This is a genomic window from Enterococcus sp. DIV0008 (genome assembly GCF_050542615.1).
In the GTDB taxonomy this organism is placed as follows: Bacteria; Bacillota; Bacilli; order Lactobacillales; family Enterococcaceae; genus Enterococcus_D; species Enterococcus_D innesii.
This window is the reverse complement of the sequence record NZ_CP172937.1, coordinates 149,281-172,124: the sequence shown is the minus strand read 5'-3', so window position 1 is coordinate 172,124 and position 22,844 is coordinate 149,281. Positions and strand designations below refer to the sequence as shown.

Genomic DNA, 22,844 nt, shown 5'->3' with positions numbered 1-22,844 from the left:
CCAACAGAAACAGCAAAGCGTGCCCTTCGATCAACCGTCGTGGCTTTTTTCGTTAAACAATCGTGCACTTCAAACGTGCTTTATGGGTCGTGCCTCTTGTGAATTAGAGCCGCAGCAACCAAATCAATGCAACAGCACCCACGGTTTGGACGGCGCCAACGGAAAGACCATAGAATAAAAAGCGCGGGCCTTCTTTTAAAAACTTGCGGAAATCCAGCCGCAAACCGATGGCTGCCAACGCCGTCGTTTCAAACCACGTACTGATAAAATGAGCCCCCTCATTCAACCAGCTAGGCAGCGGCAAGAAGCTGTTCAAGATACAGATGGTCAAGAAGCCCAACACATACCAAGGGATCGGCAGCCGTAGTTTGCCTTTTCCTTTGGTTTTGGTGGGGGGCTTTGTCGTCATTCGTTCAAAAACAATGACGACGCCTGCCAACATGATGATGCGCGCGATTTTAAAGAGCATCGCGTATTTGACGGTGTCGGCATCAATCAAACTAGCCCCTGCCACGACTTGCCCGACGGATTGCAGCGTGCCACCAAGTAAGGCGCTTTTTTGCAACAGATCATCGCCGTATAAGGCCAAGCCTAAAAACGGCAGCGTCAGCATCATCACCGTTCCTAAAAGATTGACCAAGGTGATGATCTGCCCTTTTTCTTCATCATCGGCATCAATGGCTGGTGCGATCGCCGCAATCGCAGAGGACCCGCAGACAGCGTTGCCGCCTGCCATCATCAGGCTCATCTTTTGATTAAAGCCCATTTTTTTCCCTATCAAATAAGCAGCGGTAATGACCAAGCTCATCATCAGCAAAATAAAGAGAAAGCCCCGAAGGCCCATTTCACTGATGGTCTGGAAAGTGACGGTAAAGCCCAGCAAAACCACCGAATATTCCAAGAGCCGACTTTCCGCAACCTTCGTCCCGACTTGATAGCGTTCTTGCTTGAACAGTGTATTTCCTAAAATGATTCCTAATAAAATAGCAAGGGTTGCTCCCCCTAATTTTGGCACAGCCAAAGCCATGATTCGGGCGATGACGGCTACCGAAAAGGACAGGAACAAACCGGGAAGTATCAAAGCTGTTTGTCGTTGCTTCATTGCTTTCATCCTTTCATATAACATCCATTATACACAGATTGACCGATCAGTAGGATTTATTGGTATAATAGTTATGATTGAATTTTCTAATGGAAGGGATTGCAATGTTAAAATTACTGGAGACCTTTAAGATGGTCTATGAAACGAAAAATTTTTCGAAAGCTGCCGAACTGCTGTTTATTTCGCAGCCCACGGTTTCTGCTCAAATCAAGCAGTTGGAACAAGACCTGGATACACCGCTTTTTTTACGCAATGGTCGCAAAAACGTGATCGCCACGCCCCAAGCAGAGTACCTTTACGAAAAGGCACTGAATTTATTGGATGAGTGGTCGACGATCGCCAGCGAGATCCATACCAACACACAGCATCAAAGCCACTGTGTCCTAGGCATCTCTCATACCTATGCGATGGCCTTGATGCCTGACTTGATGATTGCTTTATACAACGCCTTTCCCACGGTGCGTTTTCGGGTATCGATGATGAACTCCGCTGAAGTCTTAACAGCGCTTGAACAACATCAACTAGATCTAGGGATCATTGAAAAACCCTTATCTGCACCAAGTATTTTACGTTTCCCGATTTTGAAAGATCAGCTCGTCTTAGCCGGTGATCCCCAAGCCGGTCCTTGGCTCGTCCGTGAAGCGAGTTCTGGTGTCTACTATTACACTAAACGCTATCTGGAGGAACAGAATATTCAAGGACCGATCATTGAGATCGCCAGCAATGAATTGATCGTCGCTTTGCTGAAACAAGGCTTCGGCTGTTCGATCCTTTCCAAGCGAGCCGCCCACGGCATTGGCTATCAACTGCTGGATAAAAACTTTGAGCGCCAATTTTACTTAATCCAGCGCAAAGTAGTCACAGAACCAGCCATTGAGGGATTGCGGACCTTCATTCAGGAGTGGTCGCAAGAGGATTCCTTGCAAGCAGAAAGCAAATAAATCCACTTGTTTTTAAGGGAGAGAACCACCGCCTCGTGGGATTTCTTAACCTTTTCTTACGATTACGCTTCCTCGCTGCCGATCTGGTCCGTTTGATTGTTTCTTAAGAAATTTGTGCTAAAATGAAGAGTACTGGCTATGGGCTCTAATGTTCCCCTTTTTGAGGAGAGCTTAGACCACCCTTTGACTACTTTTGCAGTTCGTGAAGCAAACCAGTAAGAAAGGATCTTGAAATGAACGAACAAATCAAGAACAAATTAGCGCTGCTTCCTGATCAACCTGGTTGTTATTTAATGAAAGATAAAAATAACAAAATCATCTATGTTGGGAAAGCCAAAATTTTAAAAAATCGTGTCCGTTCGTATTTTACAGGCAGCCACGATACGAAAACCGAACGGCTCGTTCAAGAAATCAATGATTTTGAGTACGTCGTTACCGAATCAAATACGGAAGCCTTGCTGCTGGAAATCAATTTGATTCAAAAAAATAAACCAAAATACAATATCATGTTAAAGGACGACAAGTCGTATCCTTTTATTAAAGTGACTAAAGAGCGCTATCCGCGTCTGATCATCACTCGTAAAGTTTCAAAAGACGGGGCTTTATATTTTGGCCCTTATCCTGATGCACGAGCAGCCAACGAAACCAAACGGGTGCTGGATCGCCTCTTTCCTTTGCGAAAATGCGGTCCTTCTCAAAAGCGGCCTTGTCTTTATTATCATTTGGGTCAATGTGTCTGTCCTTATGTCAACAATGTAGACCCTAAGGATTATCAGAAGATCGTGGATCAAGTCAAACACTTTTTCCATGGCGGTCATGTCGATATTTTGAAAGATCTGAAAGAGAAGATGGGCGAAGCCATTGAAACGTTAGAGTTTGAGCGAGCGGCTGAGCTGCGGGATCAGATCCAAGCGATCGATACCGTCATGACGCGACAAAAAATGACCCTGACCGATCTAATGGACCGTGATGTCTTTGGCTACAGTGTCGACAAAGGCTGGATGTGTGTCCAAGTCTTCTTTATCCGTCAAGGAAAGCTGATCGAACGAGAAGTCTCTTTGTTTCCTTTCTACAATGAAGCGGATGAGGATTTCTTGACCTTCGTCGGCCAGTTTTACCAAAAGAATGAACACTTCATTCCCAAAGAAGTCTTTGTTCCGCAAAATGTCGATGCTGCCCCATTAGAAGCGCTGCTGGAAACCAAAGTCCTGCAGCCCCAACGAGGCGACAAAAAGAAATTAGTCGATTTGGCCAATAAAAATGCCCGCATCGCCTTGGCACAAAAATTTGCGTTGATCGAGCGTACTGAAGAACGGACGATCGGTGCAGTGGATCGTCTAGGCGAAGCCATGGGGATCGCGACACCTTATCGGATCGAAGCCTTCGATAACTCCCACATCATGGGGACCGATCCGGTTTCTGCAATGGTGGTTTTTGTCGACGGGAAGCCGTTTAAAGATGATTATCGGAAATATAAGATTCGTACTGCACAAGGCGGCGATGATTATGGCTCTATGCAAGAAGTCATCTACCGCCGATACTCTCGTGTCCTAAAAGAAAACCTGCCTTTTCCTGATCTGATCATCATCGATGGCGGGAAAGCCCAAGTCGGTGCTGCCCAAGAAGTGCTGCATAACCAGCTAGGTTTAGATATTCCCGTTGCCGGGTTAGTGAAGAACAACAAACACAAAACCAGCGAGTTGATTTTCGGAGAATTTTTAGATCCAATTCAGCTGGAACGCAATTCTGTAGAATTCTTTTTGCTGCAACGGATCCAAGATGAGGTCCATCGTTTTGCGATCACCTTCCATCGCCAACTGCGTAGCAAAAATAGCTTTTCTTCCAAACTGGATGAAATTCCTGGCTTAGGACCAAAACGCAAGCAACAGCTGATGAAAACCTTCAAGTCGTTAAAAAACATCCAAGCAGCTTCCGTGGAAGAGATCCAGCAAGCTGGTATTCCCAAAGCCGTTGCGGAAACTATCTTAGCCAAACTAGGCGATCAAAACCAACCCACTTCTTAAGTCAAAACAAAAACGCTCCATAGCCAACAGTAGCTATGAAGCGTTTTTCGTTGAAGAACCATTTTGTAAGCCGTTACTTTTTGCGGTGCTGTAACAGATCAGGCTTCATGTCTAACATGGAATAGCCACGAACATCATACCGATTGCGGCTGCAGGAATAGTCCACTGGCCGTCCCGATTCTAAATAGATGATCTGTTCTAATTCCAATACTGGATCATCTACTTGGCACGCTAAATAGGTTTGATCGTATTCATCACTTTTGGCGGCCTGAAAGGTCCGATAAGCACCAGCAAATTTATAGCCTAAATCTTGCAACAGATAGTCATAGACGGATTCTTCCAAGATCTCTTTCGTCAAACCGCTGACCAGATCCAATGGCATATAGGAATGCTCAAGTATGTATGGATTACCTTCTAAGATCCGCAAACGGATCACATGGTAGATTGGTTGTTCAGCAGTGATCTGAAGCATCTCTTGAATTCTTGTTGTAGGAAAACAGACTTCAAAGGTGATGACTTGGCTAGTCAACGTCCGTTTTTCTTGTTTCATTTGATAGCTCAGGCCTTTGTATTCTGTCACCGATGAGGTATCTTTGCCCCAAAAGGAATGATTCAAAACTTTGGTCCCTAAGCCGCGCTTTGTCAGCAGCAAGCCTTCCATAATCAGGATATTCACCGCATTTTTAATCGTCATTCGGCTGACGCCAAACTCTTCCACTAACTCTGTTTGATAAGGTAAAAGACTGTCTTTCGGATAAGTCCCGTCCTTGATTCTTTTACGCAGAACATCTGCGATCTCCATATATTTGGGCATTTTGCCACCTCCAAAACGTGTGTTGTATTACTTGAAAAACGAGAAAAGAACCGGCCAAACGAAAAGAGTGTCATCACACCACTACACCTTCCAATGAAGCAGTGTGATAAGGGGTATTGCACTCTGATCGCGGCCGGATAAGGTCTATTACGTTTGGCGCTTGTTTCTAATCGACTCGATCAGACATTACGCATTTTTTAAACGGCGTGTTTCTTGAATTTGCGCCATTTTCACGAATGGCAAGTAGATAACGACCGATAAGATCAAGTTAACAGCTGCCAAGATTCCGCCAGCAATACTTTGTGTCGACAAAATACCGCCGATGATTGGTGGCGTCGTCCATGGTGCGATGACGGTACTTGCAGGAACTAAGCCGGTTGCAGTTGCAAAATAAGCAGTCGTTACTAAAACAAGTGGTGTCAACACATATGGGATGAACAAGATTGGGTTCAAGACAACGGGTAACCCAAACATCACTGGTTCATTGATCATGAACACACCTGGTGCAACGGATAGTTTTGCGACAGTCATATACGCTTTATGATGACGAGCAACTAAAAAGATCGCAATCAGAAGACCTAGTGTCGCGCCTGTTCCGCCGATGTTCACGAAAGAATCAAAGAATGGTTTGTTGACGATATAAGGCAAATCTGTGCCTGCTTCTAATGCTCGTGCGTTTGCTTCGATCGCTGGCACATTGATCGTTTGCATGAACGGGTCGATGATGTTGGCACCATGCAAACCAAAGAACCATAAGAATGCAGAGATAAAACCTAATAGCAAAGCAGCTGGGTAAGAGTTTGCCAAGCCCATGAATGGTTGTTGCACCAATTCATAGAAGGACAATACGATACTTGTCACACCAAATGCTTGGAAAATTGCTGTAAACAAAGCAAAGATCGATACGGTGATCATTGCTGGGAATAACGCAGCAAATGAACGTGATACTGCTGGTGGTACACCATCAGGCATGTTGATGACTAAGCGTGGGTTGCCAGCTAGACGACGGAAGATCTCAGTAGAAATGATCGATACGATTAATGCTAAAAATAATCCTTGAGAACCAAGTCCGGCAGCTGTTAACAAACCATCTGGGCCTGTCGCCATTGCACCTAATGCGAAGAAACTTGCAACTGAGATCGCCCCAGCACCTAATGCGTCTTGATTGTAGCTTTTAGCTAAATTATACGCTACTGTGAAAGCGATTAACAGACCAAGTATTGAAAAAGTACCTGCTGACAAGTTGTTCCCAAAGGCTTGCCATGTCCCTTCACCAAAAATGCCATTCATAAAATCAATATAGGCAGGAATTGGTAAGTTGTTGATCAATACCCCAAAAGAGCCTAAGATCATCAACGGCATCGTTACGATAAATCCGTCACGAATGGCCACTAGATGTCTTTGAGAGCCTATTTTAGAAGCGATCGGAATAAAGTGCTTCTCCATAAATCCAATAAATTTATCCATTGTTTTTTCTCCTTTCAAACCCTAAACAAAATAATGAAACCGATTTCTACTAAAGAATACCACGAGAACGTTTCCATGTCTAGTCTTTTCTTTATCAAAACTGTTCTTTTATTTAACCCAGCTTATCATTTGCAAAAACAGGTGGTTTTTTAATAGAATCCCCCCTTTGAAATTAGACAGAAAAATCCGCGATTTTACACAAAAAAAGCAATGCTGATTCCTACAGCATTGCTTTTTTCATTGTTATTAAAAGCCGTTATTATCTGAAACTTCTTTAAACCAACGACCTGATTTTTTCACCGTTCGTTTAGCATCATTTGCTAAGTCAACGGAGATAAATCCGTAACGGTTCTTGTAAGCATTGGTCCATGACCAGTTGTCCATGCAGGTCCACATATGGTAGCCAACACAATTGGTTCCTTCTTGGATCGCTTGGTGGACATACTTCAAGTGGTCAGAGACAAATTCGATGCGGTAATCATCTTCGATCACGCCATCAGCATTGACGAAACGTTCTTCTCCTTCGACACCCATGCCATTTTCAGAAATGTAGCACTTGATATTGCCATAGTTTTCTCGCGTGTTCGTCAAAATATCATAGATCCCTTTTTCATAGATTTCCCATCCACGATACGGGTTCATTTTTTTGTTCGGCATATCATAGTTATCAAAGTAATCATCAGGCATTGGACTTTTCGCTTGATCGATCGGTGATTCTTTCTTCATGATACGACGAGGTTGATAATAATTGATCCCCAACAAGTCGATCGTATTTTCGCGAATTGTTTGTAAATCATCAGCTTCCATCGCTGGTACCATATCTAATTCCTTGACGATGGTCACTAATTCTTCTGGGAACGTCCCTTTGACCGCAGGGTCTAAGAAAGAGCGATTAAAGAAGGCATCTGCGATTTGCGCTGCTTTGACATCCTCTGGATCGTTCTCATCTCTTGGATAGCTTGGCGTCAAATTCAAAATAATGCCGATCTCCCCACCAAGGTTCATCTCATGGTAAACTTTGATGGCTTTAGCACTCGCCAACGTTTCGTGGAACCCAACTTGGACTGCATGTTTCATGTTGATCTCATTCGGATAATGGAATTGGTAAAGATAGCCGCCTTCAACAGGGACGATCGGTTCATTATGAGTGAACCATTTCTTGACACGATCACCAAATAACGTAAAGCAGGTTTGCGCAAACGCGACATAGGCATCCACGGTCTCTCGGTTCAACCAGCCGCCTTTTTCTTGCAGCGCCATTGGCATATCGAAGTGGTATAAATTCATGAAAGGTTCGATCCCGTTGGCGATCAGCTCATCAATGTAGGCATTGTAAAAATCAACGGCTTTTTGATTGACTTCTCCTTTGCCTTGCGGGAAGAGACGACTCCATTGGATCGACGTCCGAAACGTCGTATGGCCGGTTTCTTTCATGAGTTGAATATCTTCTTGATAGCGTGTGTAGACTTGCGAGGTTTTTTCAGGACCTACCCCATTGAAAAATTTCTCTGGTTCCTGCTGATACCAGTAATCCCAGATGCTTGCCCCTTTGCCATCGCCTTCAAATACACCTTCTGTTTGTGGGCCACTAGCGGCTGACCCCCACCAAAAGCCTGCTGGAAATTGATAATCCATCTTCATTCACTCCTCATTTTTTCTTTGCTGCCCTAATCATAAAGGAAGCAGTTACAAAAATCAATCTTTTTTAAAATAAATGTATAGACATTTAAAATAAAACATGATACATTATCAATGTAATCGATTGCAAAAAGAAATTTAAGGAGTGAACTAATAATGAATGGTTTTATGGACAAGTTATCTGAAAAGATTTTGCCCTTGGCGAATGCCTTAGGACAAAATCGCTACCTGACCGTCTTGCGGGACGCGTTTATGCTTTCGTTCCCAATCACTATGTTTGGATCGATCGTGGTCGTTTTAAACAACCTGCCCTTCTTCAGTGATGCCACTAAAGGGACATTAGGAACACTGTTTGGCAATGGGCAAAATGCAACAATGAGTATCATGACTGTTTTCGTTACTTTCGGTATCGGCTATTATTTATCAAAATCATATGATGTGGAAGGGATTTTTGGCGGCGCCGTTTCGTTTGCCAGCTTTTTGATCTTAACTCCTTTCTTTATGACTACTGAATCTGGCGAAACGATCTCCGGCGTGCTGTCTCTTGATCGTCTTGGCGCAAAAGGGATGTTTATCGGGATGATCGCAGCATTTTTAGCAGCTGAAATCTATTGCCGCATCACAAAACGCGGCTGGCAGATCAAAATGCCTGATGGGGTGCCACCAGCAGTTTCTAAATCTTTTGCCGCTTTGATTCCAGCAATTATCACCTTAACGGTATTTTTAGTGATCAATGCCATCATGACGGGTGTCTTCAATGCCAACTTGCATGACTTGGTTTATGAATTGATCCAAAAACCATTGACTGGACTAGGCAGCAGCTTGCCAGCAACTCTATTGGCTTTGTTCTTTGTCCAATTCCTTTGGTTCTTCGGTCTACATGGTCAAATCATCGTCAACTCTGTGATGGACCCGATTTGGAATACATTGATGTTAGACAACTTAGAAGCGTATCAAAATGGGGATGCACTGCCGCATATCGTCACAAAACCATTTATGGAAACCTTTACTGTTGGATTAGGCGGTTCTGGTATGACGTTAGCCGTTGTTATCTTGATGGCTTTTGTATTGAAGAAAAAACAATACCGCGATGTGGGTCGTTTGGCTTTAGCACCAGGGATCTTTAACGTTAACGAACCAGCAATCTTCGGTATGCCGATCGTCTTGAATGCGACGATCCTGATTCCTTGGGTCGTGGCACCTCTTGTGGTAACGACCTTCAACTACTTAGTGATGGCGGCTGGACTTGTTCCTGCACCAACTGGTGTTTCTGTTCCTTGGACCGTTCCAGTGGTCTTCAGTGGTGTCTTAGCAACCAACTCTTGGTTAGGTGGTTTACTGCAAGTCATTGACGTGGTGATCGTCGGCTTGATCTGGTATCCATTCTTACGTGTTTTAGATCGTCAAGCAGAACCATCGATCGATTAAGCGCAACGGCTGGCTGAATTTTTTCAGTCAGCCGTTCTTTTTATAAAAAAACCAAGGTTTGATTGTCGAAACCGCTTTTTTCAGCTATACTTCTTGCGAGGTGATCAGATGCCAAAATACCAAGAAATTGCCAATATTTTACGCACACGTATCAAAAACAAAACGTATCCGCCTGACAGCTTACTACCGAACCAAACTGATTTGGTCGAGGAATTCGGAGTCAGCCGGATGACCATCAAAAAAGCCATCGGTATTTTAGCCATGGAAGGACTGGTTTATTCTCAGCGGGGCGCTGGAACAAAAATATTGAACCACCCATTCTTAAAAAAAGACACCACTGCTTTAACGGTCTATGAAGGCTTGTCAACGGAAATGGGCAAAGCTGGCCGCAAGCTAGTCAGTCAGGTCATCGATTTTCAAGTCGAATTTCCTGACCAAACGATCCAAGAAAAGTTGATGTTGACGGAAGAACAGCCGATCTATAGTATTGTCCGCTTGCGGATTCTTGAAGACCAACCGTTTATTTTAGAATATACCTATATGCCCGTCCATTTGGTGCCCAATTTAACTCGTGGCCATTTAGAAAGTTCTATCTACCGTTATGTCAAAGAGGAACTAGGGGTCCAGTTTGCTGGCGCTTACCGCACCATCGCCGCTGATAAAAGTACCGCGTACGATCAACAGTATTTGGACTGTAAAGCCGATGATCCGGTCTTAGAGATCGAACAGATCGTCTATCAGAAAAATGGCTCACCCATTGAATTTTCCCGTAGTCGCAACCGTTATGATGTGCGGGCCTACTCTTATTTAGATGTCCAGCACTAAAAAGACCTACCCACGGTTTCTGATGGAAGAAAACCGTGGGCAGGTCTTTTTGTTGTTTCATTCGTTACTTCGGTTATTTTTTCGCTGAGGGTTGGAATCGTTTCAGCCGCAAGGCATTTAATAAAACGGATACCGAGCTGAAGCTCATGGCCGCCCCAGCGATCATTGGATTGAGCAAGGGGCCGCCGAAAAGATGCAGCACACCCATTGCAACAGGGATGCCTAAGACGTTATAAGCAAAAGCCCAGAAAAGATTTTCTTTGATGTTTTTGATGGTTGCCCGACTTAACTCGATCGCGGATGGGACGTCCATTAGATCGCTGCGCATCAGTACGATGTCTGCCGATTCGATGGCGACATCGGTACCAGAGCCGATCGCGATCCCTACATCCGCTTGGGCTAACGCGGGCGCATCATTGATCCCGTCACCTACCATCGCAACCTTTTGGCCTTTGGCTTGCAGGCCAGCTACTTTGGCGGCTTTATCTTCTGGCAAGACGTCACTGATCACTTCATCGATACCGACTTGTTTGGCGATGGCTTGGGCCGTTCGGGCATTGTCCCCCGTGATCATTGCTACGTACAAGCCCATTTGATGCAACCGTTCAATAGCTTTTCGACTGCTTTCTTTGATAGTATCTGCCACAGCGATGATCCCGATCGCTTCGCCGTCTTTGGCAACATACATCGGTGTTTTCCCTTCGTGAGCCAATTGTTGGGCTTGCTCAATCATGCTATCGATGGCAACGTTTTGTTTTTCCAACCATTTCTGGTTGCCTAATAGGACTGGACTGCCAGCGATCGTTCCTTGAATCCCATGACCTGGAATCGCTTCAAACCCGTCAACTTCTTGTAGGGCGAGGGCTTGCGTGCAGGCTTCGATCACAATGGCTTCGCCTAATGGATGTTCTGAGCCTTTTTCAACAGAAGCCGCCAGCTGCAACAATTCCGTTGGCGTGTGATTGCCAGTAGGCAGGAGATCGGTTACGACTGGTTTGCCTTCTGTGATCGTGCCGGTTTTATCAAAGACGATCGTCGTCACGTTTCTAGCTGTTTCTAACGCATCGCCGCTTTTGATCAAGACGCCATTTTCTGCCCCTTTGCCCGCACCCACCATGATGGCGGTCGGTGTCGCTAATCCTAAGGCACACGGACAAGCAATCACTAATACAGAGATCGTAATGGTCAATGAGAAGATCCAGGTTTCTTGTCCTAAGAAAAACCAGGCAAGTCCTGCAAAAACCGCCAAGACCATGACGATCGGGACAAACACACCCGAAACTTTGTCAGCCATGCGAGCAATTGGCGCTTTGGAGCCTTGGGCATTTTCTACTAACTGAATGATTTGCGCTAACGTTGAATCTTCTCCCACATTGGTGGCTTCGTATTGAAACGAGCCATTTTTGTTGATACTGGCGCCGATCACCCGATCACCGACTTGTTTTTCGATAGGTAAGCTTTCTCCGGTGATCATTGATTCATCGATGGCAGAGCGGCCTTGGGTAACGATCCCATCCACAGGAATCTTCTCACCAGGTCGTACGACTAAGATATCGCCAGCTGCGACTTCTTCAATACCCACTTCGACTTCTTCGACTTGATGCCCGCTGCCGCGAAGCACGCGGGCTTTTTTCGGTGCGAGATCCAACAACTTCTTGATGGCTTCGGAGGTTTTGCCCTTCGAGACCGACTCAAGGTATTTTCCTAAGGTTACTAATGCCAAAATAACGGCGGCCGTTTCATAGTACAAGTGCATCGCATAGTGGGTCGTGCCCAGGTAGACCATCACGGTCCCATAAATACTATAAAAGAAGGCAGCACTGGTTCCCAATGCGACGAGGGAATCCATGTTGGGATGGCCTTTCCAAAGCGCTTTGAAACCAGCAATGTAAAAGGCGCGACCGAGGACCATCACCGGTAAGACCAAAAGCAATTGAGTGGTAACGAAATTGACTGGATAGGCCATCGGATCTAAAAAGCCAGGGATCGGCAAACCGATCATTTCCCCCATCGTCAAATAGAACAAGGGGATCGTAAAGAGCGCTGAAAGCCAAAACCGTTGCCATAAAGCACGAATCTCTGCCTGTTTTGAATCCACCTTGTCGGCAGAAGCGGTCGGCAGCTGTGCATCATAGCCCGCCTCTTTCACGGCAGCTGCGATCTTCGCGGCGGTCACTTGATCTTGTTGATAGCTGACCGTCAGTTTTTCTGTCGCCAGATTGACGGAGGCTTGCTCCACACCCGCTAATTTTTGGACAGCTTTTTCTACTGTTTGGGCACAAGACGCACAGGTCATGCCCGAGATGGCAAAGGTCTCTTGTCTTTGAGAGCCGATCAGTTGATAGCCCGCTGCTTTGATGGCCGCAGCGAGTGTTTCTTCGGTGAGCTGCTGCTCATCATAACGAATATGTAATTTTTCAGTAGCCAAATTGACCGCTGCTTGGTCGACCCCCACCAGCTTGCTGACTGTTTTTTCGACGGTCTGGGAACAAGACGCACAGGTCATCCCTTTTACCCCATAATTCTTTTCGATCATTGTTTCCTTCCTCCTTGCTTGCTATGCAAACCCATTAACCTTTTATGTTTACGGTTGTAATCTTCTTCTACTTTACAATTATCGTTTACACTTGTCAACGATAATACTCAAAAAAAGGACGTTCTCCTTTGAAGCGGCCCAAAACGCGAGACTTTTGGTCTACCTTTGGGCGGTCGCTACAGGTGGAACGTACTTTTTTCTAAGAAACGATCACTGCCGTTGCAGGGGTCGTTTCGCTTATTCAGGTATTGGTTTTAGGAGGCTAGCACTCTTGCCCGTTGGTTTTGATCAGCTCTTGGTACCAGTAGAAGCTGTCTTTCTTGTAGCGTGCCAAAGATCCTTCTTGCGTTTCATCTTGGTCGACATAGACAAAGCCATAGCGTTTTTGGTAGCCGTTCAACCAGCTTAGCAAATCAGTGAAGGACCAGGTGCAATAGCCAAGAACTTCCGCGCCGTCGCTGATCGCTTCTTTGATGGCATGGACATGCCCTGCTAAATAATCGATGCGGTATTGGTCATGGATTTGATGATCGTCGGTTAGTTTGTCGTATTCACCAAGTCCGTTTTCTGTAATGATCACAGGCACCCGATAACGGCTAGTGATTCGTCGTAAAGCGATTCGCAGCCCTTGAGGATCGATCTCCCAATCCCAATTCGTCCGTTCCACAAATGGATTTTCGGCTTTTTTGAACATTCCTGGTGTCCCGGTTTCTTCGGAGCTGCCTTTTTTCCCAGTGGTGTTCATTTTCCCCGCACCGACACCATCTAATGGATTGTAGGCATTTGTTGCTGTTTGGTAATAGTTGATCCCTAAGAAATCTGGTTTTGCTGAACGCAGCAAGTCCATATCTCCTGGTTCGATCGTTGGCGCGATCCCTTGCTCTTTCAAGTAATTCATTGCAGCAATCGGGTATTCGCCCCATAGATAGACGTCTAACCAATAATGCGCCATCAAGTCTTCCGCGTTTTCAGCTGCCAAAATATTTTTCGGGTCGCTGTTGATTGGGTAGTTTGGTGAGTAGGCGAAACTTGGTCCGATTTTCCCTGGGATTTTCATCTCATGGAACTTGTTGATCACCGAAGCATTCGCCAAGTTAGCGATATGATTGACTTCATACATCCGTTTAGGATCGGTCACTCCTGGTGGATGGGCAGCTAAAAGATAGCCTAAAGAAGTAAAGATATTTTGTTCATTCAAGCTGACCCAATAGTGGACTTTGCCGCGAAAGGCTTCAAACAATACGGCCGCATAGTTGGTGAAATCTTCAATGATTTTGCGAGATTCCCAGCCACCGTATTCTTCTTGCAAAGCTCGTGGCAGATCCCAATGGTACAAGGTCACCATCGGTTCGATCCCTGCTTTTATCAGTTCATCGATCAATGCTAAATAAAAGTCTAACCCTGCTTGATTGACTTCTCCTCGTCCTTCTGGAAAAATCCGTGTCCAAGCAATAGAAAAACGATAGGTTTTCAATCCTTGTTCTTTCATCAAGGCAACATCTTCTTTGAAGCGGTGGTAATGGTCGACTGCGACATCTCCGTTCGTTGCTTTAAAGGTTTTTCCTGGAATGCGGACAAAATCGTCCCAAACCGAAGCGCCTTTGCCGTCTTCTTGCCATGCGCCTTCTACTTGATAGGCTGCTGATGCTGAACCCCATAAAAAATCATTGGGGAATTCTTTTAGTTGTTTATGATCCAATTGTTTCCCTTCTTTCTGTTTGATGATACCCCTTTCTTAAGTATACCGATAATTGCCTGATTTGTCATAAGAAGATTTTGTACCTATGCCAAGAAAGCCGATGGCACGCAAAAAACATCCTTGCAAGCAGTGGCGTTCTCCTTGCAAGGATGCAGGCTAGCTATGGATCATGCGTCAAATTGTGCCTGATAGAGTGCGGCATAACGCCCCTCTTTAGCTACTAACTCTTCGTGGGTCCCTTGCTCTACGATATTGCCCTGTTCCACCACGAGGATCGTGTCGGCATGTCGAATCGTGGACAAGCGATGGGCGATCACAAAGGAGGTTTTGCCTTTCATCAGTTTGGTCATCGCTGCTTGGATCAGCAGCTCTGTTTGCGTATCGACATTCGATGTGGCTTCATCAAGAATCAATAGATCGGCATCCAACAGCATCGCTCGTGCAATCGTCAACAGTTGTTTTTGTCCTTGTGAAATACCGGTTCCGTCTTCAGAAATCAAAGTATCATAGCCTTTTGGCAGGCTCATAATAAAGTCATGGATATGGGCGGCTTGTGCAGCAGCTTGGACTTCTGCCAACGTCGCATTCGCCTTGCCGTAGGCCAAATTGTCGAAAACCGTTCCCGTGAACAACCAGGTATCTTGCAGCACCATTGCATAGCTTTGCCGTAAGCTGCGGCGTGTCGCTTGGCGGATATTTTTGCCGTCTAACCGAATCGCTCCTTGGTCAGGGTCATAAAACCGCATCAAGAGGTTCACAATGGTGGTTTTCCCGGCTCCGGTCGGTCCGACGATCGCGACCAAGCTGCCAGCCGGCACTTCCAGCGAAAGGTCTTTGATGATGGGCTGCTGTGCTTGATAGCCGAAGGTCACATGGTCAAAGGCGACATCACCAGACACCTCGTGGTATTCGTAGGCTCCAGGAACATCAGAAACTTCCGGTTCTTCATCCAGCAAACGGAAGATCCGTTCTGCCGCCGCCAACGCCGATTGCAAATCGCTGAAGATATTGGCTAACTCATTGATTGGTCCTGAGAATTTTCTGGAGTATAAGACAAAAGAAGAAACGTTCCCGAGTGTCAGATGACCGAACAAAAACAGCAAGGCGCCAAACATACTGATCAAGGACAAGGACAGATTGTTGATAAAGTTGATGGAAGGACCAGTCATACTACCGTAGTACTCGGCATTGTAATAGGCATCCACCGCTTCTTGGTTTTTTTCGTCAAAACGGCTGATGATCGCTTCTTCTTGGTTATACAGCTTGATCGTTTGCTGACCAGAAATAATCTCTTCCACAAAACCGTTCAGTTCGCCTAATTTGCGGGAACGACGGCGAAACAATGGTTGAAATTTGCTCATCAAAAAGCGGGTCAAAAAGATCGAAGCGGGAACCGTTACGACAAAAATCAGCACCAGCAGCGGCGAAATCAAAACCATCATCACAAACGAACCAATGATCGTCACAAGACTGCTGAGAACTTGAATGGCATCGCTGGCCAATGACGTATTGATGGTATCGACATCATAACTGATGCGGCTGATGATATCCCCAGTGGCGACTCGGTCAAAATACCCCACCGGCAGTTCGGAGATTTTATCAAAAATCGCCTTACGCATCGCTGCCACCACCCGCTGACTCAAGCGAATCATCATGAGCGAAATCAGATAACTAAGAAGGGAAGACGCAAGATAAAACAGCAGCATCAGCCCACAATAAAAGAAGACTCGGTCAAAAATGACCTTACCGGGACCCGGTTGAATGGCATCAATGGCGTACCCTGAAAGCAAAGGGCCCACCAAGGCGAAAATATTGCTGGCCATCATCAATACAGCGGCTGCCAGCAGGAGACCTTTGTACTCGTAAAGATAGCCCCACAAACGCCGTAGTGTTTTCTTACTATCCTTTGGTTTTTCCGTTTTTTTCTTCGGCATCGTCGGCACCTCCTGTCTGACCTTGATAAATGGCTTGGTAGATCGCATTTTCTGCTAATAATTCTTGGTGACTGCCAAAGCCGTTCATTTGACCGTTTTCCAGTACCAAAATTTTGTCGGCATGCTGGATCGAGCTGATCCGCTGCGCGATCAAGACCGTCGTCGTCTGTTGAAACTGCTGTTTCAGGACCTTGCGCAACTGAGCGTCGGTCCGATAATCCAGCGCACTAGCAGAATCATCCAAAATCAAAATTTCCGGATCCCCCGCCAATGCCCGCGATAACAAGACCCGCTGCTTTTGACCGCCGCTTAAATTGCTGCCTTTGGCATGCAGTGGATGAGCTAAGCGTTTGGGTAGTTGATTGATAAACTCCTTGGCTTGGGCGCGAGCCGCCGCTTCTTCGATCTGTTCTTTGGAAAACCGCCGACCAAAAGCGATATTTTCTTCGATCGTTTCCGCAAAAAGCACGTCTTTTTGTAAGACGACACCGAATAACTGATGCAACTCCGTCGGATCGATGGAGCGAATGTCGCGACCAGCGATGCGGATCATACCCTTCGTTGGGTCATAGAGCCGCAGCAGTAGTTTGACGATCGTTGATTTTCCACTACCAGTCGCACCGATGATCCCTAAGGTTTTTCCCGGCTGCAAGGAAAAATCGATGTCTTTCAGCACCCGAGTGCCATTAGGATAGGTGAAGGAAACTTTTTCAAAAACGATATGCGCCGACTCTTCTTTGACAGGCGCCTCAATGACTTGCATATTTTGCGGCAGGCGCAAGACGGATTGGATCCGATCGGCAGAAGCCAGCCCCTTCGACACGATTACAAAGATGCGCGTGATGCTGAGCATGGCATTCAAAATGATCGTAAAATAGGTCAAAAAGGCGATGATGACCCCTGGTTGGGTCAACCCTTGATTGACGCGAAAGGCACTGACGACGATCACTAGCGTCAGTCCGATATTCAAAAATAGGTCCATCAGGGGTGGTGTCGCAGCCATCGTTCGATTAGCGGTAGTTTCCGCAGCTACTACGTCTTGGTTGACGTGGTCAAAGCGCTTTTTCTCGTAATCTGCTTTGGACAAGGCCTTGATCACCCGAGCCCCAGTCACATTTTCACGGACAGTTCGCACCAACACATCCACTTGCTTTTGTAATGAGGCAAACAAGGGGATCCCCCGTTTCGAGATCGTGACTGCCGCCACTAAAGTGAAGGGCAAGACGCCCACTAAGACCAGCGTCAACACGGGATCTAATGTGGCAGTGATCATGATCCCCCCTAATAACAGAATCGGGGCACGAATCCCCATCCGTTGGATCATGCCTACCGTTTGATGGATGTTGTAAGTGTCTGTCGTCAAGCGAGACACCAAGGAAGGGATCCCGACTTCTTCGACTTGCGGAATCGACAGATAGGAAACTTTTTCAAATAAATCATGGCGTATACTGCCGGTGGTATCGCGAGCAACACTGGAGGCCATCCGATTGGCGATGATATTGGTGACGACTGCGATGATGGAGCAGACCACCATCGCCCCACCCCAAGCAAAAATCGCAGATACCTGCTTCGTGGGGATCACAGAATCGATGATATACGCCAAAATCCAAGGCAATAGCAAGTCCATCAGGGAGCCGAAGAATTTGATACTGACGCCAAGGGAGATGCGGCCGATATAGGGTTTTAAATATTGAGTCAAAAGATTCATTCCATCGCCTCATCTTTCGCTAAAAGCCGCTGGGAATTTTCTTTGACGATTTCCAGATCGGCGATCAACTGCTGCTGTTGGGCAGCAGAAAAACCTGCTACGACTTGTTCATTCCAGCTTTGAAGCAGCTGCTGGATCGCTGGTTGGACGCCGAGTGCTTTTTCGGTTGGATAAACCAGTAATTGTCGTTTGTCGGTGGGACTGCTGGTTCTAGTGACAAATCCTCGTTCTTCTAGGATTGCTAGTTGACGGGCAACATTGCTTTTATTCACAAAAATCTTCTTGGCTAAGGCTTCTTGACTGATCCCCGGTTGGCGGCAAATGTTTAAGATATAGGTATGATGCATCCCGCCTAAACCAAATTTTTTCAGTTCTTTTTCCCGATAAAGGGTGGCGAGACGGGCAATATGATTGATTGAGCGGATAATGGCTTCCATGAGCACTCCTGCCTTTCTTGGTTCTTCAAAGTGTCTTATCTATTATACGGAATAATCGTTGCGCACGCAACGATTATTGTTTCTCTCGGAAAAAAATAGGTACACTGTTGCTGATCAACAAAAAAAGAACTTCAGCCCTCTCGCTGAAGTTCTTTTTTGATTCATTTTATTCAGATTCTTTCAATAAAGCTTGTACGACCTTACGACGACGGTACAGCTGTCTTGTTTTCCAGCTGATAAAGCCGATGAGTAAAGCGAGCCAAGAAATGATCGTCAGCCATAAAGCTCCGTCGAAAAACCAAGGTGCGTCGTAATCAACGACTAAGACATTCTCCCCTGCTTGCTGTTGGACAGAAACGGCACCAATAGCACTCAAAGAGACATCTTTCTCAGTTAGTGGCTGCTGATTGAGGGTCAATTCAGTATAGCGGTAATTGATGATCGGTAACGCCTTCCACGCCTCTTGATCACCTTGCCAACGTAAAGTAAGTTTCCCGTTTTCCACGGTTTTTGCCACGGTATCATTTTTTTCAATGATTTCTTCCCCGTACAAATTGTACTTGTTCTTCTTGGTCTCTTGATAGAGGGGCAGATAATCTGGGGTAGAACGTTGATACAGCGCTAAGGCTAAGGACTTGTCTTTACTAAAATAGGCTTCCTTCAATTGCGCTTCAGATTCCGCCGACAGATAGGTGTGGTTTCGCAGTGAAACCGCCGCTTCATCGGAGTGCCAGTCCTGCATTTTGACCGTGTTTTGGATCAGGATTTGACCAATACTCAAAACTAAAACGAGGACGAACCAACGCGGATTTGCCAATGGCTTGCCCCGATAATAAGGAACCAGCAGGCACAAACCGACTAAGATCAAAATCGTGGCAGGAACAAAGAACCGAAAAGGGAATTGAAGTAAATTAATCACACCATTGTCAAGACTGCCTAGCCATTGCCAAGGAATAGCGTTCGATGATAAAACGAAAAAGACCGCTGCAGCTGCTGTCATTAATTTGAAGCCGCCAGATAGACGCGGCCAGACACGGATCGCACCGCAAAAGAACAAAGCACATAAGATGGGCAGCAGGTACGGAGTCGTCCACCAATAGCTGCTGGTTCCAGTAATGGTATTGTTCTGCATGTTGCGATTCACAAAAGGCGCGATCAACGTGTTACTCGTATAAAGATCCAACATCCCTAACCAAATATTGGCGGTCAGCAGCAAGAAGATCCCGATCGCTCCTGCTAAGCGCAGCACCAATTGTCGTTTTTCTTCGCCGGAAGTTCCAACAAAAAAGGCGCGTAAGAAAAAGGGCACATATAAGAGCACTAACAAGATGCTTGAAAACACATGGATTTGAAATAAGACCGCCACGGAAACTCCTACCGCAAAAGGCCGCAACCGTTTATGTTCCCCTAGTGCGATCAGTGGAATCAGGCACAGCGGCAGCACAGCCGCCCCCCAAGCAGAAAAGCCCTGCCGCTCAATCCAATACTGGACAGAATAGGTCGCCATAAACAGGATGCTCATCCCCACTGACAGCCAGCCATTGACTCGTAATTTCTTTAATAAGCCAAACATCGAAAACCCTGCTAGCAGATAGAGCAGCCCATTAGCGAGCAGCTGGTAAGAAAACCACGAAGGACTCAGCAAGACCAGCAGTCCTTGGAAGTAGGCAAAAAAGGGACCATATAATGCATTGACGATACGAGCAGATTGCTGAAACCCGTAGATAGAAAGAAAATATTGAAAATTGCCCTCTTTGATCTGCTGGCTAGTCTCATAAAAACGATTGAAGTGAAAGACCACATCAGAGCCCAAAATCATGCCTTGGCCTAAGATCTGCGGTAATAAAAAAACACCACTCATTGTAATCAGAATCACCACTTGCCAGAAAAGCGGCTTTTGTACTATTTTTTGTTTCAAAAAAAAACCTCCTTGCACCTTTTCGGTACGCTCATAAAAAGAGTACCAGATAGGGACGAGGAGGGGAAAAAGAAAGCTTAGTGAAAAGGGATACATGGTAAAAATTTAACCAATTACTAAACTTTTCTAGGTTTTAGGTGGTCGTTTCTTTGCTTTTTCTCAAATTTATTGGGTGATCGTTTGCCAACTTTCCAGTAGTTCGCTTAAAAGTGGGACGACCGTTTCTGCAGGGGCTGCCTCTTTTTGGACATTGGCACTGACTAGCTGATCGTACATATAGCCATACAGAGAATCGAGATCTTCAGCGATAGCGCCGCCTTGCTCACGGTCTAAAGAGACCCGTAATTCCAATAAAATATTCTGCGCCTTGACAAATTGCTGATGAGCTTGGCTCAACTCTTCTTTTTCCAATGCGATCACTGCTAATTTGATATTTTTGATCGCTGCTTGCAACAGCATTTCAATCAGTTTGTTGGGGGAGGCACTCATTACTTGGTTCTGCAAATAGTTGTTTTGCATTTTTTGATAATTCATCTTTTTTTCCTCACTATAAATCAAATTCGACGAAGGCGGCACTGTCTTCTTGCTGCAAATACGTTTTGACAAGATTGTTTTTGCGGTTCAAACGCCCCAATTCTTGTTTGATCTCTTGCTGCTGGGCTTTGACCTGGTCTAAGAACGCTTGATACGCTTGGATCACTTGTTGCGCCAATGCACTGGTTTGTGGACTATGGCTCTGTGCTTCTGCTTGCATGGCTGCTATGACCGCTGCATTGGCTGCCATCAAACGACTGGCTTCTTCGCTGTCGCCGCGCCATTGGGCAAAACCAGTTAAAATCTGATTCAAACGTTCATCTAATGATACGTGTGGCTCCATCGGTTGTTTCCTTTCATGTTGACGAGGGTTTCTTATGCGAATGAAAAATGACTGCTTTAATCGGCTATCCTGCCTAGTTTGACGTATTGGCAAACTGATTGCTTAGGTAGCTCAGCTGATTTTCAGCCTCCATCATCACGGAGTCTAACTTGGTAAACATTGTGATGTAACGCTCTTTTTTCATTGCTAAAATATCATCAAACCGTGTGATCTGCTTGTTTAAATCCTTGATGGTACTGTCATAGGTCGCAGATTTGGTGGCAATGATCCCTTTATTGGCTGAAGTATTGACGACATAGCTGTTGGCTAATTCTTTTAGGGCTAGTGTATAGCCAGTCTCTTTCGTGCTCGCAGTGCCATCAGCTTCTTTAGTTTTCGTACTTGCATAAAAGAAAGACTTCACAGCAGCGGGATCTTCCGCTAAGGCTTCTTTTAACTTTGTCGTATCCAATCCCAATGTACCATCATTATCGACGGTGGAGATGCCTAGCTTATTGGCGGTCAGCTTTGAGCCGCTGACGGCTGGAATGGTGATCAAATTTCGCAATTGGGTCTGTAGACGAGTCAATGCACTGTCTCCCACCAAGGTCCCCGTCTTGTTGTTTTCACTACTAGGATCTCCCACGGTCAAATTGTCGCCGATAAAACTCATCAAGCTATTGTATTGATCCACTAATCCTTGCACTGCATCAACGACTTTCGAGGTATCATTGGCTAAAGAAAGCGTCACATGCTCCTCGCTTTTTTTCGCTAACGTCAGAGTGACACCATCGATAACATCCGTCACACTGTTGCTGTCGCGAGTGATCTTCATGCCGTCTAGCTCAAAAATAGCCGGTTGGCCTTGCGTCGTTGTCGCAGTTGAACCGATCCCTAACCCTTCGGCAGCATTGCCGTCGATCAAGAAATTTTTGTCGCCCATTTTGGTGTTCGTTAAAATCAAACGGTTATCCACGATGCTCGCCGCGACGAAGGTCGTCTTGCTTTGGCTATTGATCTTGGCTGCCACATCTTTTAAGCTGTCTTCGGCCGTGATCTCGATCGAAGCGGTGATCGGTTTGCCATCTTCATCGACTTCCGAACTGGTCAATGACAGCTGACCACTGACATTTAGGGCCGTTTTGCTGCTTTGAGCTACTTGACTCCCCGTCACCTTCGTGGCTGTTGCTAGTTGGTTGACTTTTAGATCATAGGTGCCTTCTGGAGCTTCCGTTGTTCCTGCAATTGAAGCGATGCTGCTATTGGTGGTCGTCGCTTTTTTCGTTTGATAAGCATCATCTTTTTGTAATGCATCGACTTTTGACAAAAAGTTAGTCAAGCGAGTGCTGATATCACTCCATGCCGTTTTTTGTGCTTTTAGCGACGTGATTTTATTCTCAGCGCGGGTCTTGTTGATCGCATCTGCCGCCAATAATTTTTCAATATCTTCTGAAGTCACGCCAGAATAACTCCCTAGCGTTGTACTGATTCCTGAACTGCTGGTTACACTTGCCATG

17 protein-coding genes are annotated in these 22,844 nt (G+C 45.8%); 4 read left to right on the top strand and 13 right to left on the bottom strand.

What is annotated here, in order from left to right; all coding sequences use genetic code 11:
* Positions 1-103: 103 nt before the first annotated feature.
* A complete protein-coding gene (locus IGI84_RS00795; protein WP_430600600.1) occupies positions 104-1,126 on the bottom strand; it encodes a YeiH family protein in 1,023 nt (340 codons plus the stop codon).
* Between the two features lie 65 nt (positions 1,127-1,191).
* On the opposite strand from IGI84_RS00795, the gene IGI84_RS00790 reads away from it, so the two are divergent.
* Positions 1,192-2,043: a LysR family transcriptional regulator gene (locus IGI84_RS00790; protein WP_194195009.1), complete on the top strand. Its 852-nt coding sequence runs from the start codon at positions 1,192-1,194 to the stop codon at positions 2,041-2,043.
* Between the two features lie 233 nt (positions 2,044-2,276).
* On the top strand, positions 2,277-4,067 hold the full coding sequence (gene uvrC, locus IGI84_RS00785) for an excinuclease ABC subunit UvrC (RefSeq protein WP_220426331.1): 1,791 nt from the start codon (positions 2,277-2,279) through the stop codon (positions 4,065-4,067).
* A 73-nt stretch (positions 4,068-4,140) separates the two neighbouring features.
* Here uvrC and IGI84_RS00780 read toward each other — a convergent pair whose 3' ends face one another.
* From IGI84_RS00780 to IGI84_RS00770, 3 genes are all read right to left on the bottom strand, one after another.
* Positions 4,141-4,881, bottom strand: a complete 741-nt coding sequence (locus IGI84_RS00780) for a GntR family transcriptional regulator (RefSeq protein WP_005226685.1) — start codon at positions 4,879-4,881, stop codon at positions 4,141-4,143.
* A 186-nt stretch (positions 4,882-5,067) separates the two neighbouring features.
* Positions 5,068-6,348: a PTS sugar transporter subunit IIC gene (locus IGI84_RS00775; protein ID WP_061053571.1), complete on the bottom strand. Its 1,281-nt coding sequence runs from the start codon at positions 6,346-6,348 to the stop codon at positions 5,068-5,070.
* A gap of 246 nt (positions 6,349-6,594) precedes the next feature.
* Positions 6,595-7,983, bottom strand: a complete 1,389-nt coding sequence (locus IGI84_RS00770) for a glycoside hydrolase family 1 protein (RefSeq protein WP_371875328.1) — start codon at positions 7,981-7,983, stop codon at positions 6,595-6,597.
* Between the two features lie 159 nt (positions 7,984-8,142).
* On the opposite strand from IGI84_RS00770, the gene celB reads away from it, so the two are divergent.
* Together celB and IGI84_RS00760 are read left to right on the top strand one after the other, a co-directional pair.
* Positions 8,143-9,414, top strand: a complete 1,272-nt coding sequence (gene celB / locus IGI84_RS00765) for a PTS cellobiose transporter subunit IIC (protein ID WP_005226670.1) — start codon at positions 8,143-8,145, stop codon at positions 9,412-9,414.
* Positions 9,415-9,522: 108 nt separating this feature from the next.
* On the top strand, positions 9,523-10,239 hold the full coding sequence (locus tag IGI84_RS00760; RefSeq protein ID WP_081117671.1) for a GntR family transcriptional regulator: 717 nt from the start codon (positions 9,523-9,525) through the stop codon (positions 10,237-10,239).
* Positions 10,240-10,312: 73 nt separating this feature from the next.
* On the opposite strand, the gene IGI84_RS00755 is transcribed toward IGI84_RS00760, so the two are convergent.
* The 9 genes from IGI84_RS00755 to fliD all read right to left on the bottom strand — a co-directional run bounded on the left by IGI84_RS00755 (position 10,313) and on the right by fliD (position 22,843).
* Entirely contained in the window at positions 10,313-12,775 is a 2,463-nt protein-coding gene (locus tag IGI84_RS00755) for a heavy metal translocating P-type ATPase (protein WP_368255676.1), read from the bottom strand.
* Between the two features lie 262 nt (positions 12,776-13,037).
* Positions 13,038-14,474: a glycoside hydrolase family 1 protein gene (locus IGI84_RS00750; RefSeq protein WP_005226667.1), complete on the bottom strand. Its 1,437-nt coding sequence runs from the start codon at positions 14,472-14,474 to the stop codon at positions 13,038-13,040.
* Positions 14,475-14,641: 167 nt separating this feature from the next.
* The gene (locus IGI84_RS00745; protein ID WP_216696215.1) at positions 14,642-16,408 is read right to left on the bottom strand and encodes an ABC transporter ATP-binding protein; all 1,767 of its coding nucleotides are present in this window, start codon (positions 16,406-16,408) and stop codon (positions 14,642-14,644) included.
* On the bottom strand, positions 16,374-18,116 hold the full coding sequence (locus tag IGI84_RS00740; RefSeq protein WP_220426335.1) for an ABC transporter ATP-binding protein: 1,743 nt from the start codon (positions 18,114-18,116) through the stop codon (positions 16,374-16,376). Before IGI84_RS00740 ends, IGI84_RS00745 begins: the two co-directional genes overlap by 35 nt.
* Positions 18,113-18,553, bottom strand: a complete 441-nt coding sequence (locus tag IGI84_RS00735; protein ID WP_087626720.1) for a MarR family winged helix-turn-helix transcriptional regulator — start codon at positions 18,551-18,553, stop codon at positions 18,113-18,115. Before IGI84_RS00735 ends, IGI84_RS00740 begins: the two co-directional genes overlap by 4 nt.
* 166 nt (positions 18,554-18,719) lie before the next feature.
* Positions 18,720-20,471 (bottom strand): hypothetical protein, encoded by a 1,752-nt coding sequence (locus tag IGI84_RS00730; protein ID WP_220426336.1) that lies wholly within the window; start codon positions 20,469-20,471, stop codon positions 18,720-18,722.
* A gap of 165 nt (positions 20,472-20,636) precedes the next feature.
* Complete coding sequence (gene fliS / locus IGI84_RS00725) at positions 20,637-21,005, bottom strand: flagellar export chaperone FliS (protein ID WP_034859136.1); 369 nt, start codon at positions 21,003-21,005, stop codon at positions 20,637-20,639.
* A gap of 13 nt (positions 21,006-21,018) precedes the next feature.
* Positions 21,019-21,348: a hypothetical protein gene (locus IGI84_RS00720; RefSeq protein ID WP_005232745.1), complete on the bottom strand. Its 330-nt coding sequence runs from the start codon at positions 21,346-21,348 to the stop codon at positions 21,019-21,021.
* Between the two features lie 73 nt (positions 21,349-21,421).
* Positions 21,422-22,843, bottom strand: a complete 1,422-nt coding sequence (gene fliD / locus IGI84_RS00715) for a flagellar filament capping protein FliD (RefSeq protein ID WP_005226644.1) — start codon at positions 22,841-22,843, stop codon at positions 21,422-21,424.
* Position 22,844 lies beyond the last annotated feature (1 nt).